We start from the raw sequence: 13836 nt of genomic DNA on the forward strand, positions 1-13836 counted from the left end.
TACTCGCCCCCTGAGAGCAGAATGCCCCGGTTGCATCGGGACCACACCATATCAAGATCCTTTCGGCGCTCGGATGGTTTCCCAGCTCCGCTTCGAATCCCCATTTGGCCTGGTAGATAGGTAAAAATGACCCTTCGGTCCGAATGGTCCGGACCCCCGCGAAAGGGGGTCGGATCGAGGGTGTCGCGTGGCGCGATCGAGCCGCCTAGTCGGGCGACGGATCACGCTCCCCCGCGGCCAGCGCAGCGCTCGGCCGGAGGTCCGTCCAGTTGCGGTCGATGTAGTCGACACAGGCGTGGCGAGACGCCCTCCCGTGCGCTATCACCCAGCCGTTGGGAACGTCGGCGAACGCCGGCCACAACGAGTGCTGGTTCTCCTCGTTCACCAACACCAGGTAGTCGGCCTGGGGGTCGTCAAAGGGACTTGATGGACTTGTCACCACTTCACCTCTCGATCGTGTTCCGATGCAGAGTGGTGCACACCACAAGTTAGATCGAGCGCCCTGCCGGGTCCGTTACACCATGCTAGGCGCTTCGAACGCACTCGAGCCCCGTCGATGCCTCGCCTGTGACGGGAGAGCACCCACGGGGCGCACGGGTGGAAACCATGGTTCGGCGGTCGCGAGGACCGCTAGCGTGACGACCCGACCAGCGCCTTCGCCTTCCCGAGCCGCTTGGTCAGACCCCACTGGGTCACCTTCAGCAGTGCCTCGCGGACGATGTTGCCGCTCATCTTCGACTCGCCGAGCTCACGCTCGGTGAACGTGATAGGAACCTCGGTGACCGTGAAACCTGCGTTGATCGCGCGCCACGCCAGGTCCACCTGGAAGCAGTAGCCGTGCGATTCGACCGGGCCCAGATCGAGCGCCTCGAGGACCGCACGCCGGTACGCGCGGTAGCCGCCGGTGATGTCCCGGATCTTCACGCCCAGCGCGAGGCGCGAGTAGAGGTTGCCGCCGCGGGACAGCCACTCGCGGTGCTTGGGCCAGTTGACGACGGTGCCGCCCGGCACGTACCGCGACCCCAGGACGAGGTCGGCGCCGGCGTCGACCTTCTCGAGCAGCCGGTGCAACTGCTCGGGCGCGTGGCTGCCGTCGGCGTCCATCTCGACGAGCACGGTGTAGTCCCGCGCGAGTCCCCAGCGGAACCCGGCGATGTACGCGGCGCCGAGGCCGTTCTTCTCCGTGCGGTGCATCACATGGATGCGCCCGGCGACGTCGGCCGCCGCCAGCTCGTCCGCGAGGACGCCGGTGCCGTCGGGGCTGCCGTCGTCGACGACCAGCACATGGGCGCCCGGCAGCGCGGCGTGGAGCCGACCGACGATCAGCGGCAGATTCTCGCGTTCGTCATACGTCGGAATGATCACCAGGGTCCGTGCGCTGGGCTGCGTGCTTCCCCCTGTCGCCGCTGACATCGAGATCCTCCCCACCGGTGCTGGCCGGCGCATCGTTCGTATCCGGGACGGCGCAATCCGCCCGCTGCGTCGTCGTGCTCGTCGACTCGCCGCCCCGACGGCCGCGCACGGCGGCGAACACGAGGGCGACGACGGCCCCGAGACACAGGAGAACCTCCGGAATCGGGCCGAGCCGAGTTGCCAGCGTAGTACCGGTACGCAGTGAGACCTGCGACACGAGGGCCGCCGGCTCGAAGAGAGCGGTCTCCTGCTGGACCGAACCGTCCGCGCCGATGATCGCGCTCACACCGCTGGTGGCCGCGACGACGACGTCCCGGCGATGCTCGACGGCCCGCACCCGCGACATCGCGAGCTGCTGGTAGGTCATCTCGGTGTCGCCGAACGTCGCGTTGTTCGTCGGCACCGCGATCAGCTGCGCGCCGTCCCGCACCGACTGGGTGAGGGCGCGGTCGAACGCCACCTCGTAGCAGGTGGCCACACCGATGGGGATGCCGGCGGCGGTCACGACACCGTTGCCGTGTCCGGGCACGAAGTTGCCGGCCTGGTCCGCGTACGACGAGAAGTGCCGGAAGAAGTCGCGGTACGGCAGGTACTCGCCGAACGGCTGGATGATCCGCTTGTCGTGGCGCTCGCCCGGGCCCTGATCGCCGTTCCAGACGATCACCGAGTTCGTGGTGGTGTGATCGGGATTGACCAGGACCGCGCCCACGAGGATCGGCGCCCCCACCGCTTCCGACGCCGCGGTGATCTCGGCGGCGGCGTCGGCGTTCCGGAGCGGGTCGATGTCCGACGCGTTCTCCGGCCACACCACCACGTCGGGCTGCGGCTGCCGGCCGGCGGCGACGTCGTCGGCGAGCTGGAAGGTGCGTCGGACGTGGTTGTCGAGCACCGCGCGACGCTGCGCGTTGAACTCGAGCCCCAACCGGGGCACGCTGCCCTGGATCGCGGCGACCGTGATCGTCCGGTCGCCGTCGGCGTCGGCGTCGGCGTGCACGTAAGGCACCGTCGCCAGTGCGACGACCGACGCGGCGCAGGTGACCACGACCGGGCCGATCAGCGACCGCACCGAGGCGCGCCGGGCCACGACGAACGCCAGCACGGCGAGGCCGGCGCCGGTCAGGGCCACCCCGAAGCTGAGCAGCGGTGCGCCACCCAGCGCCGCCAACGGCAGCAGCCAGCCCTCGGGTTGACCGAATGCGAGCCGCCCCCAAGGGAATCCGCCGAACGGCACCGACGAGCGCAGCCATTCGGTGAGGCTCCACACCGCGGCGATCGCGAGCGCCACCACCCACAGCGGCGCACGGAGTCGCGCGACGAGCACCGCACCGAGACCGAACAGACCGATGAACACCGCGTCGGCCGCGGACAGGGCCAGCCACGGCAGCGGCCCGACGTACTCCCCGACCCACGGCAGCAGCGCGACGAGGAATGCGAGACCCGCCAGGTAGCCGTAGCCGAAGCCGGCCCTCAGGGTTCGGCCGCGGCGCCCGTAGTCGGTGAGCACCGCGGTCAGCAGTGCGACACCGAGCGGCGCCAGGAACCACAGTGTCCGCGGCGGGAAGCTCGCGAACAGCAGCAGGCCGGCCGCGACCGCCAGGACGCAATCGCGCAGCGTCGCGGTCAGCGGCCGTCGGCCGCCGCGGTCATCACTGCTCATGAACGGTGACTCCGCGGTGCACCGAGCGCAGGCACACCGGCGTGCGGGCGCCGTCCTCGAGCCGCGGCAGGGCGGGCACGCGGGAGCGGGGGTCGGTGGACCACCGCTGCACCGAGTCCTTGGGGGCCGAGACGACCAGCTCGTCAGCGTCCCAGATCACGTACGACGCGGGCGCGCCCGGTGTCAGGGTGCCGGCCATGCCGTCCCGGACACCACCGGCACGCCACGCGCCGCGGGTCGCGGCCGAGAACGCGGCGCGCGGCGAGACGCCGCTGCCGGGAGTGTGGTGGTGGACGGCCGCGCGCAGCATCGCCCACGGCTCGATCGGGGTCACGGGGGCGTCCGAACCGAATGCCAGCGACATCCCGGTCGCGGCGATGGGCGCGAACGGGTTCATCCCCGCGGCCCGGTCGGCGCCGAGGCGCTGCGCGTACATGCCGTCGGGCCCGCCCCACAGCGCGTCGAAGACCGGCTGCATGCTCGCGATCACACCCCACCCGCCGAGCTGCGCCGCCTGTTCCGGGGTGACCATCTCGAGGTGCTCGAGCCGGTGGCCGCGGGCGGCGAGCGCCGGGCCGCCGAGCTCACCGGCGACGGTCGCGAACGCCGCGACGGCGGCGGTGACGGCGGCGTCGCCGATCACGTGGAATCCGGCCTGGATGCCCGCGAGCGTGCAGGCGCGCACGTGGGCGGCGACCGCGTCGACGTCGAGGTAGTTGTTGCCGTGGTGGCCGGCGCAGTCGTGGTACGGATCGAGCAGCGCCGCCGTCCGCGAGCCGAGGGCGCCGTCGATGAACAGGTCGCCGCCGAGGCCGTGCGCGCCGGTCCGGGCGAGAAGTTCGGTGGCCGCCTCCGGGGAGTCGACGGCCTCGCCCCAGTAGCCGCGCACCTCGACGCCGTGGGACAGCGCCAGCAGTTCGCGGAAGTCGTCGAGGCCACCGATGTCGGGGCCGCCGCACTCGTGGACGGCCACGATGCCCTGCGCCGCAGCATGGTCGAGGGCCGCGGTGCGGGCCGCCGCGCGCTGCGCCGGAGTCACCAGGGCGCGCGCCTGCGCGCGGGCCACGTGGTGCGCGTCGCCGGTCAGCGCCCCGTCGGGCGAGAAGCCGGCGGCCGATGCCAGCCCGGACGCGGACTGCCGCAGCGGGGTCGAGCACAGCGCGGAATGCGCATCGATGCGCGTGAGGTACACGGCGCGGCCGGGCGCGGCCTCGTCGAGTTCGGCCGTGGTCGGCGCGGCGTCAGGCCAGCGGGTGTCGTCCCAGCCCTGACCCCAGATCACGGCGTCGTCGCGTTCGCGCGCGAAGTGGCGCAGCAGGTCCAGGCACTCGGCCTTGTCGCGGGCGCCGCTGAGATCGAGACCCGTCAACTGCAGGCCGAGGGCGGTCACGTGGACGTGCGTGTCGACGAAACCGGGGGTGACGAAGGCGCCGTCGAGTTCGACGATCTCCGCGTCGGGATGCAGCGCGCGGCCCGGACGGTCCTCGCCGACCCAGACCACGACGCCGTCGGTGACCGCCATCGCGGTCGCGTCGGGTGCGCTGGGACTGTAGATACGGCCGTCGACCAACAGTTGGGTACTCACGGACGTCCAGTCTGCCTGTTACGGCAGCGCGCGGGGTCCCTGGGTCGGGCTGTCGGGCCCGAAGTCGGGGTACACGTCCACGACCTCGCCGTCGATGACGGTGCCCCGCCGCGCCCCGGCGGCCCGCGACGCGAACTCGACCCCGGTGAGCGTGACGCTCGCCTTCTTGCCGGCGAGCAGGACCGCCGCCGGACGCAGCGCCCACCGCGTCGGCGGCAGCAGCATCAGCAGACCGAGCACCGACGTCACCAGTCCGGGCACGAACATCAGCACCGAACCGGCGGCGACCATCGCGCCGTCCGCGACCGCGCCCGTCGGGGACCCCTCCCCGCGCGACGCGCGCCGGAACCCGTCCATCACCACACGCCACTGGGACTTGACCAGCACCATGCCCACCGCCGATCCGGCGATCAGGAGCAGCACCGTCCACAGCACGCCGATCGTGGAACCCACCCAGATCAGGGCGCCGACCTCCACCACTACGTAGAGAACGAACAGCAGGGCGATCATGGTGGGTCCTTTCGGTGGCGGGCGCCGGCCGTGGGTGTGGCGGGTGCTCTGACTGCTCAACGAGCGACGGCCCCGGAATGCTCCCAGGCGCTCGGATTCGATCCCGTAACGGTCTAACCCTAAAGTTGACGTAGAGACTTCTCGCGTGGTGCAGTACCAGAACCGATCGGCTGGGAGGGCCGATCCCTCAGGGAGGAGTCCACATGTCACGACGATCCGAGCGGGGCCCCGCGCGCCGACTGCTCGTCCGGCTCTCCGCCGCCGTCGCCGCCACCGCGGCCGGCGCCGTCGTGTTCTCCGGGGTGGCCGTGGCCGCTCCCGCGCCGGCCGCTCCCCCGACCCTGCAGGGTCTGCTCGGCGAGCTGACGAAGAACGTGCCGCAGGCGTCCGATCTGCTCGGTGGCCTGCTCGGAACCCCCGGCGTCACCGAGATCATCGAGGGCGCCACCGGCCACGAGGTCGGCGTCACCACCGCGAAGGACTTCCTGTTCCCGGCGCCGACGTTCGGGTGCGGGGTCGCCGGCAACCCGATGACGGTGACCGTCGCGAGCGCGCAGGCCGGCCCCAACTTCCCGCTCCCGCCGTGGATCGAGCGCGGCAAGCTGCGTTTCCAGGCGGTCCCGGCCCACCTCGACATCCCCAAGGAATCGGATCTGCAGGTCGCCTGGTTCAACACCACCACTCTCAAGGGTGGGGTCGTGCCGCTCGACGACTCGCTCGCGAACGTGCCCACGCTGTCGAAGACCGTCGACACCGGCGAGGGCAACGTCCTGGCCGCCCTGTTCGGTCAGGTGAAGTACCAGTCGGGCACCACCTGCACCGCGCTCGGCACCGTCGGCCAGTTCACCGCGTAGACGGTCATGCCCTCCGAAGGATTCCTCCCGGACGACGGGAGGAATCCTTCTGTATTCCGCCCTGCGTATCGTCGCGGCGTGAGCATCAGGAGAAGCGTGGTCGTCGCCCTCGTGCTGGGGTCGGGGTTCGGTGCGGTGACCTCGGTGATGAACGAGGTGGCCTCGCCGATGGGCGCCATCGGGAGTCGGATCGCGGGCACGGGCTGGGCGTCCACGGCGGAGGTCACCACGCTTCTTCTCGACGCCGGGTGGGCATGGGCGGCGCTCGCAGTGGTCGCGGGGGCGCTGACGGGAGTCCGGATGTCGGGCGCGGCCGCCGGCGCACTGGCCCTCATCTCCGCCACGACCGTGTACTACTTATCCGATTCGATCCTGCGCGAGGAGCCGCTGGCCCTGTACGGACCCGAGCTGGTTCAGTGGTCGATCGCCGCCGCAGTCCTGGGGCTCCCCCTCGGAGCCGTGGGCGCGAGCATCAACGACGCCGGAGTGATCGGCTTGCTGGCCGGCCTGACGGTACCGGTCGGGGCCGCCGTGCAGATGCTCGTGCTGCCACCCAGCACGGGGGCTTCGGCGGCGAACCCCGCCGCGGCGTGGGCACAAGGGATCGTGTTCGCGGCCGCCGCGGTGGCCGCCGCCGTCGTGACAGCCCGGTTCGTCGCCGACTCGAGACGTCGCCGTCGGGCTGAGGCTGTCGACGCAGTTGTCTCGTGACGATCGCGCCGCGCTACGCCCGACGCTGCGTCGATCCCGCTCCGGGCCGCACCAGGCCCGTCTCGTAGGACAGGACGACGGCCTGGACGCGGTCCCGCAGTCCCAGCTTGGCCAGCACCCGTCCCACGTGCGACTTGATCGTCGCCTCGGACAGGTACAGCTTCGCGGCGATCTCGCAGTTCGACAGGCCGCCCGCGACCAGGCACAGCACCTCGCGTTCCCGGTCGGTGAGGACATCGAGGATCGCGGGATCACGCGACGGCGGCAGGTCGTCGCGCAGGAAGCGGGACAGCAGGCGCCGCGTCACCCGCGGGGAGACGACCGCGTCCCCGGCCGCGACGCTGCGGATCGCCGAGACCAGGTCCTCGGGCGGGGTGTCCTTGAGCAGGAATCCGCTGGCACCGGCCCGCAGCGCGGCCAGTGCGTGCTCGTCGAGGTCGAACGTGGTCATCACGAGCACCTTGGTGGGGCCGCCGGACTCGAGGATCCGCTCGGTCGCCGCGACACCGTCGACGACGGGCATCCGCACGTCCATGAGCACGACGTCGGGCTGCAGGGCGCGCGCGGAGCGGATCGCCGCCGCGCCGTCCCCCTCCTCCCCCACCACGACGATGTCGTCGTGTGCGTCGAGCACCATGGTCAGGCCCATGCGCATGAGTTCCTGGTCGTCGACGAGAAGAACGGAGATCGGCACGGAACGAATCTAGTGGGTGGCGCGGCCCGGTTGCACGTTCATCGATCGGGGTCGAGCGGTAGTTCGGCACGGACGGTCCATCCGCCGTCGCGCCGTCGACCGGCCTCTAGGGTGCCGCCGAGGACCGCGACCCGCTCCCGCATGCCGACGAGTCCGTTGCCGCTGCCGTCGAGCCCGGCGCGGGCGGCTCGGCGGCGTCCGCTGCTGCCGTACCGCGCACTGCCGTTGTCGACGATCTCGACCAGCACGTCGTTCTCGCGGCGGGCGACGTGGACCCACGCCTTCGGGTCGGCGCCCGCGTGCCGCAGGACGTTGGTCAGCGACTCCTGCACCAGCCGGTGCACGCCGAGGCTCACCGCCGGACGGACGTCGTCGATGGCGCCCGACTGGGTCAGCTCCACCGCCAGCCCGGCCTCGCGCATCGTCTCGACCACCCGCGCGACTCCCGCCGTCCCGTGCTGCGGCATCTCCGCGGGGGTCTGGGGCGTGCGCAGCAGCGCGACGGTGCGGCGCAGTTCGGCCAACGCCTCCCGGCCCGTCCCGGCGATGTTGGACAGCGCCCGCTCGGCCTTCTCCGGGTCGCGGCGCAGGGCGTACGACGCGCCGTCGGCCTGCACGATCATGACGCTCACGGCGTGCGCCACGACGTCGTGCAGTTCGCGGGCGATGCGGGTGCGCTCGGCGTAGACGGCGTCGTCCGCTCGACGATCCCGCTCGAGTTCGGCGACCGCCAGCCGCGCGGCGACCTCCTCGTCGTAGGCGCGGCGGGCGCCGATGAACTCGGCGAGGATCCACGACAGCGCGTACGCGAGCGTCCAGAAGATCGAGAGCGCGAGCACATCCTCGTCGAACAGACGGAGCGACACGGCGGCGTCGATCACGAGCCCGATCACGTAGTACGCCGCCGCGCGCCGGCCCACGTACGCCACGAGGCTGTAGAGCGACACCGCGAGCGCGAACACCGCGGGATGCGAGCCCTCCTCGGTGTTCAGCTCACCGGTCGCGTACAGCGTGAGGGTGCAGACGATCGACATGACGAGCACGGCGGTCGCCGCGGCCCGCGGGTGGCGGCGCCGGCACGCGATCGGCAGGGACAGCCCGGCACCGGTGAGCACGTACAGCACCGGCGCCGTCCGACCGAACGCCGACGCGACCTCGAGCGCGAACAGCAGCCCCGCGAGCATCGCGTCGGCAACCATCGGCCGCTCCCGCAGCCACAGACTGAACCTCCGCATGGCCAGCAGCGTAGGAGGTCGTCGCCCGCGCGACCGCTACGGGGACGTGACCAGGGCGAGATTCGGCTCGGGTACGTGGCGCCTGAGGTTGTCGTCGATCCGCGGCCAGCGCGCCGCTCCGCCGAACTCGGCGCGGATGGACCGGTAGAGCGCTCGCGCGGACTCCCAGTCCTCGGTGGCCACGCGATACCGGAACGCTTCGATCGCCACGCCGCCGCTGATGCGGGCCGCGAGCGCGTCGGTCGTGTCGATGTCGCCGAGCGCGGGCACCGCCGTCGCCAGCGCCGCGACCACCGCGGAGCCGAGCGGTTCGGCGGGCGTGTCCTCGGTGAGCTCGAACCACGGCGGAGCCGCCGGCGCCAGGCTTTCGAGGCGGCACCGGAACTGGCAGTCGACCTCGCGCGGGCGTTCGGTGACCGCCTCGCCGATCGTGGTCGCGAACTCCGGGGAGTAGACGCCGCAGTTCACGTAGAAACGCACGTTGCCGCCGGCGTTCCCCGAGGACCGCTGCAAGGACACGACATCGGTCAGGCCGTCGCGCACGCGGGTGAAGACGAGCGCGCGCTTCCGGAAACCGAGGCCCTTCAGGAACGGCCGGACATGATCGCGCTCGACACCGTCGAAGCCCACGGACACCGAATCATCCACGGCCGCACAACCTACCAGCGGGGTCTGGGCGGCGCGCGCGTCAATCCGTCGCGGTCGGCGATTCTTCCCAGCCGTTGCCGGTCCACGCGATGTCGACGGCGTACTCGCTGTTGACGCCGATCGCCCAGTAGTCGATGGTGCCGTGGTGCGTCGAGTCGAGTTCGATCCAGCCGATGCAGAACTCGCCGCGCAGGGTGCGCTGGGCGCGCCGGTCCATCTCGCCCAGCGAGGTGCAGAGCCCGCGAACTCGTGAGTCGATCCAGTCGGCCGACGGGTCCGGGACGGTGACCTCCAGGGTGTTCCCGTCGCGCAGCGGAATCCCGATCAGCAAGTCGCCGCCGGGCCGGACCTCACGGGTCGCGTGACGCTCGTAGGCGCGCAACAGCTCTCGCGGATCGTAGGGCGCACGCGCGTCGTCGGATCGCCTGGACCGGAGGGATCGAAACACGGCGCCAGCCTAGATGCCGAAGGCGCCGCCTTCGATGAGGATCGTGAGGCCGATCGCGACCAGGGCTACGGGCAGGATGACGTGACCCCAGCGGGTGAGTATCCGGGCGATGACCGGATGGGACGCGAAGTACCGGCCGGCGAGGCACCAGAGCGCCACACAGATCAGGAAGACCAGGGCGAACAGCGACATCGTGGGCACCGACGCGACAGCGAAGATCGGCACGTAGACGCCGATGTTGTCGCCGCCGTTCGCGAAGGTGACGGCAGCCACCTCCCAGATTCCCGGGCCCGTTCGAGTCTCGGCCCCGGCCGACGGGTCGGGGTCGTCGGGTTCGCTGCGGCGGGTACGCCAGGCGCTCCACCCGGCCCGGAGCCCGAGCGCGAGCGGCACGAGCCCGAGGTACGGGAGCACCTCGGGTGGCAGCAGCGCCGATCCGGCGACCGCGGTCGCGATCGAGACCGCCAGGATCGCGATGAATCCGAGGTACTGGCCTGCGACGACCCGCATGGCGGCTCCGCGATGGCCGGGCGCCTGCCCGAAGAAGACGGCGAGAACGAGCAGGTCGTCGATGTTGGTCCGCGAACGCCCCGATCGCCTGGCCGATCACTCCCGGATTCACGCCGTCTCCTCGTGCACGCTGGATATCGGCGCGGACACTACCGGGCTCGAATCCGGCCACAGATTCGGTGATTCGGCGTACCAGGACTCGGCGGTGATCGGCTGCGAAGGGAAGTCACTCAGGGTCGTCGGATCGCCTGACCCGCACCGAACCTGATTCCAGATCCACGCGGATCCGTGGCGGCGCCCCGTCCGTCCCGTCCTCGCGGTGCATCAATTCGGTCTGGCGTTGCTCGAATTCGTGGTGTTTCGAACCCTGGAACAGGGCCGCGACCTCTTCGAACCCGGTGGCGGCGACGCTGCGGGACTTGCGGTGGCGAAACCAGGGCAGCAGTCCGCGGCCGGTCGCGCGATTCCACGCGACTTCGACGAACGCCAGGACGACCAGTAGGCAAGCCAGGCCAGGCAGTGTCATCGCCCAGAGCAGCCCCATACGACGAGTGTAGAGGGGCGCGCACGACCATCCAGGGCGTTCGTCGTCGGCGATCGTCCACGACCGATTCTGTTGGATGCCTGTCGACGTCGAGACGCCGACTAGGCTGGCCTCGTGATCGTCACTCACGGCGCCGTCCCGCCCGCAGCCGCGTCCGACCACCCGGTCGACCCCGAATTCACCACCCTGCCGTTGCATGCCCTGGCCGACGCCGCGCTGTCCGTCGCCCGGGCCGCCGGCGCCGAGCACGCCGATCTGCGGGTGCACCGCCTGGTGACCCAGTCGCTGCGGCTGCGGGACGGCAAGGTCCAGTCCGTGCAGGACGGCGCCGAGTCCGGATTCGCGGTGCGCGTCGTGGTCGACGGAACCTGGGGGTTCGCGTCGCACGCCGAGCTGACCCCGGAGCGGGCGGCGGCCGTCGCGGCAGAGGCCGTCGAGGTGGCCCGCGCGCTGCGCAGCCTCAACCGCGAACGGGTGGTGCTCGCACCGGAACCCGCGTACCGGGACGTCACCTGGGTGTCGGGCTACGCCACCGACCCGTTCACGGTCGCCACCGCCGACAAGGTCGGGTTGCTCGCCGACTACTCGCGGCGCCTGCTCGACGCCGACGGCATCGACCACGTCACCGCGAACTGCCTGCAGGTCAAGGAGCAGACGTTCTACGCCGACCTGGCCGGGTCGACGATCACCCAGCAGCGGGTGCGGCTGCATCCCGAGCTCGAGGCCGTCTCGGTGGACGCCGAGGCCGGCACCTTCGAGACGATGCGCACCCTCGCCCCGCCGGTGGGTCGCGGCTGGGAGTACGTGACCGGCACCGGCTGGGAATGGGATGCCGAACTCGCCGAGATCCCCGGGCTGCTCGCGCAGAAGATCGCGGCGCCGAGCGTCACGGCGGGCCCGACCGACCTCGTGATCGACCCCACCAACCTGTGGCTCACCATCCACGAATCCATCGGCCACGCAACCGAATACGATCGCGCCATCGGATACGAGTCCGCGTACGCGGGGACGTCGTTCGCGACGCCCGACCTGCTGGGCACCTTGCGGTACGGCACGCCGATCATGCACGTCACCGCGGACCGCACCGAGCCGCACGGGCTCGCGAGCGTCGGGTTCGACGACGACGCCGTCGCCGCGCAACGCTGGGACCTGGTGCGGGGCGGGACGCTGGTCGGCTACCAGCTCGACCGGGTGTTCGCGCCCCGCCTCGGCCTGGACCGCTCCAACGGGTGCTCGTACGCCGATTCGGCGCACCACGTGCCGATCCAGCGGATGGCGAACGTGTCGCTGCAGCCCGATCCGGTCGCCGACACCACCACCGCGGACCTCATCTCCCGCGTCGAGGACGGCATCTACGTCGTCGGCGACAAGAGCTGGTCGATCGACATGCAGCGCTACAACTTCCAGTTCACCGGCCAGCGGTTCTTCCGGATCCGGGACGGCCGGCTCGACGGGCAGCTGCGCGACGTCGCGTACCAGGCGACGACGACGGACTTCTGGGGCGCGATGGAGGCGGTCGGCGGGCCGTCCACGTGGCGTCTCGGCGGCGCATTCAACTGCGGCAAGGCGCAACCCGGCCAGGTGGCGGCGGTCAGCCACGGCTGCCCGTCGGCGCTGTTCCGCGGCGTGGGCGTGCTCAACACCCGAACGGAGGGCGGGCGATGATCGCCGCACAGGAACTCGTCGAGAAGGCGCTGGCCCTCTCCACGGCCGACGAGACGATGGTGCTGGTCACCGACGCGAGCGAGGCGTCGTTGCGCTGGGCCGGCAATTCGATGACCACCAACGGGGTCTCGACGTCGCGGTCCTGGACCGTGCTGTCGGTGATCCGCTCCGACGACGGTACCGCGAGGGTCGGCGCGGTGACGTCCTCGACGGTCGACGCGGACGCGATCGTCGACGTCGTGCGGGCCAGCGAGGCGGCCGCCCGCTCGGCGCCGCCGGCCGAGGACGCGATGGACCTGCTGACCGGTGACGGCGCGGACGCCGGATGGTCGGACGGCGCCGCGGCGACGGGGGTCGGGGTGTTCGAGACGCTCGTGCCCGGTCTGGCGGACGGGTTCGACGGCGCCGACCGGCTGTACGGCTTCGCCCACCACCAGATGCACAGCACCTGGCTCGGGACGTCGACCGGCATCCGGCGCCGGTACACCCAGCCGACCGGCTCGATCGAGATCAACGGCAAGCGCGGCGACGCGAGCGCCTGGGTGGGCACGGCCAGCCTCGACTTCGCCGACGTGTCCGTCCCGGACCTGCTGTCGGAGCTGTCCCGCCGGCTGGACTGGTCCGCGCGGACGGTCGCGCTGCCCGCCGGACGCTACGAGACGGTGCTGCCGCCGTCGGCGGTGTCGGACCTGATGATCCCGCTGATGTGGGCGATGGAGGGCCGCGGCGCGCAGGAGGGGCACACCGCGCTCTCCCGCAGCGGCGGCACCCGCGTCGGCGAGCGGCTCACCGACATCCCGCTGACCCTGTACTCGGATCCGCGCGCCGACCGACTCGCGTACTCGCCGTTCGTCGCGACCACCGCGTCGTCCGACACGGTCTCGGTGTTCGACAACGGCATGGACGCCGCCCGGGTCGACTGGATCCGCGACGGCGTCATCCACGCGCTGGCGTATCCGCGCGCGGCCGCCGCGGAGTTCGAGGCGCCGGTCGCGGTGCCCGGCGACAACCTGCTGCTCACCGGCGGGAGCGCCGCGACGCTCGACGACCTGGTGGCCGGCACGGAACGAGGCCTGCTGCTCACGACGCTGTGGTACATCCGCGAGGTGGACCCGGCGACCGCCCTGCTCACCGGACTGACCCGCGACGGGGTGTACCTGGTCGAGGACGGTGCGGTCACCGCGGCGGTCAACAACTTCCGGTTCAACGAGAGCCCCCTCGATCTGTTGCGCCGCGCGACCGAGGTCGGCGCCACCGAGCCGACCCTGCCGCGGGAGTGGAAGGACTGGTTCACGCGAACCGCGATGCCGCCCATGCGGATTCCGGACTTCCACATGTCGTCGGTGAGCCAGGCTCAGTGAG

General features: G+C 71.5%; 15 protein-coding genes. 4 read left to right on the top strand and 11 right to left on the bottom strand.

Features of this window, described 5'->3' with window-relative positions; translation table 11 throughout:
* Positions 1–205: 205 nt before the first annotated feature.
* The 5 genes from ABI214_RS01865 to ABI214_RS01885 form a co-directional block, all read right to left on the bottom strand.
* Complete coding sequence (locus tag ABI214_RS01865; RefSeq protein WP_348605582.1) at positions 206–439, bottom strand: MbtH family protein; 234 nt, start codon at positions 437–439, stop codon at positions 206–208.
* A gap of 191 nt (positions 440–630) precedes the next feature.
* Positions 631–1413 (bottom strand): polyprenol monophosphomannose synthase, encoded by a 783-nt coding sequence (locus ABI214_RS01870; protein WP_348605584.1) that lies wholly within the window; start codon positions 1411–1413, stop codon positions 631–633.
* Positions 1346–3070, bottom strand: a complete 1725-nt coding sequence (gene lnt / locus ABI214_RS01875) for an apolipoprotein N-acyltransferase (RefSeq protein ID WP_348605587.1) — start codon at positions 3068–3070, stop codon at positions 1346–1348. Before lnt ends, ABI214_RS01870 begins: the two co-directional genes overlap by 68 nt.
* Complete coding sequence (locus ABI214_RS01880) at positions 3060–4655, bottom strand: amidohydrolase (protein ID WP_348605589.1); 1596 nt, start codon at positions 4653–4655, stop codon at positions 3060–3062. The genes lnt and ABI214_RS01880 overlap by 11 nt, the downstream gene beginning before the upstream one ends.
* A gap of 18 nt (positions 4656–4673) precedes the next feature.
* Complete coding sequence (locus ABI214_RS01885) at positions 4674–5165, bottom strand: FxsA family protein (protein ID WP_348605591.1); 492 nt, start codon at positions 5163–5165, stop codon at positions 4674–4676.
* 203 nt (positions 5166–5368) lie between these two features.
* Between ABI214_RS01885 and ABI214_RS01890 the strand changes: the two genes are divergently transcribed.
* Both ABI214_RS01890 and ABI214_RS01895 read left to right on the top strand, forming a co-directional pair.
* Positions 5369–6019, top strand: a complete 651-nt coding sequence (locus ABI214_RS01890) for a hypothetical protein (protein WP_348605593.1) — start codon at positions 5369–5371, stop codon at positions 6017–6019.
* A 78-nt stretch (positions 6020–6097) separates the two neighbouring features.
* On the top strand, positions 6098–6730 hold the full coding sequence (locus ABI214_RS01895; protein WP_348605595.1) for a hypothetical protein: 633 nt from the start codon (positions 6098–6100) through the stop codon (positions 6728–6730).
* Positions 6731–6743: 13 nt separating this feature from the next.
* Here the strand turns inward: ABI214_RS01895 and ABI214_RS01900 are convergent, their stop codons facing one another.
* The 6 genes from ABI214_RS01900 to ABI214_RS01925 all read right to left on the bottom strand — a co-directional run bounded on the left by ABI214_RS01900 (position 6744) and on the right by ABI214_RS01925 (position 10809).
* Entirely contained in the window at positions 6744–7424 is a 681-nt protein-coding gene (locus ABI214_RS01900; protein ID WP_348605597.1) for a response regulator transcription factor, read from the bottom strand.
* Between the two features lie 38 nt (positions 7425–7462).
* On the bottom strand, positions 7463–8659 hold the full coding sequence (locus tag ABI214_RS01905) for a sensor histidine kinase (protein ID WP_348605599.1): 1197 nt from the start codon (positions 8657–8659) through the stop codon (positions 7463–7465).
* A 36-nt stretch (positions 8660–8695) separates the two neighbouring features.
* Positions 8696–9307 (bottom strand): DUF4304 domain-containing protein, encoded by a 612-nt coding sequence (locus tag ABI214_RS01910; RefSeq protein ID WP_348605601.1) that lies wholly within the window; start codon positions 9305–9307, stop codon positions 8696–8698.
* Positions 9308–9347: 40 nt separating this feature from the next.
* A complete protein-coding gene (locus tag ABI214_RS01915; protein WP_348605603.1) occupies positions 9348–9755 on the bottom strand; it encodes a hypothetical protein in 408 nt (135 codons plus the stop codon).
* Positions 9756–9764: 9 nt separating this feature from the next.
* Entirely contained in the window at positions 9765–10328 is a 564-nt protein-coding gene (locus tag ABI214_RS01920; RefSeq protein ID WP_348611137.1) for a cadmium resistance transporter, read from the bottom strand.
* A gap of 163 nt (positions 10329–10491) precedes the next feature.
* Entirely contained in the window at positions 10492–10809 is a 318-nt protein-coding gene (locus ABI214_RS01925; RefSeq protein ID WP_348605605.1) for a DUF6191 domain-containing protein, read from the bottom strand.
* Positions 10810–10923: 114 nt separating this feature from the next.
* On the opposite strand from ABI214_RS01925, the gene ABI214_RS01930 reads away from it, so the two are divergent.
* Together ABI214_RS01930 and ABI214_RS01935 are read left to right on the top strand one after the other, a co-directional pair.
* Positions 10924–12474, top strand: coding sequence for a TldD/PmbA family protein (locus tag ABI214_RS01930; RefSeq protein WP_348605607.1), 1551 nt, complete (start codon positions 10924–10926; stop codon positions 12472–12474).
* Positions 12471–13835: a metallopeptidase TldD-related protein gene (locus ABI214_RS01935; protein WP_348605609.1), complete on the top strand. Its 1365-nt coding sequence runs from the start codon at positions 12471–12473 to the stop codon at positions 13833–13835. Before ABI214_RS01930 ends, ABI214_RS01935 begins: the two co-directional genes overlap by 4 nt.
* Position 13836: the final 1 nt, after the last annotated feature.

The organism is Prescottella soli, assembly GCF_040024445.1.
GTDB classification, from domain to species: Bacteria; Actinomycetota; Actinomycetes; order Mycobacteriales; family Mycobacteriaceae; genus Prescottella; species Prescottella soli.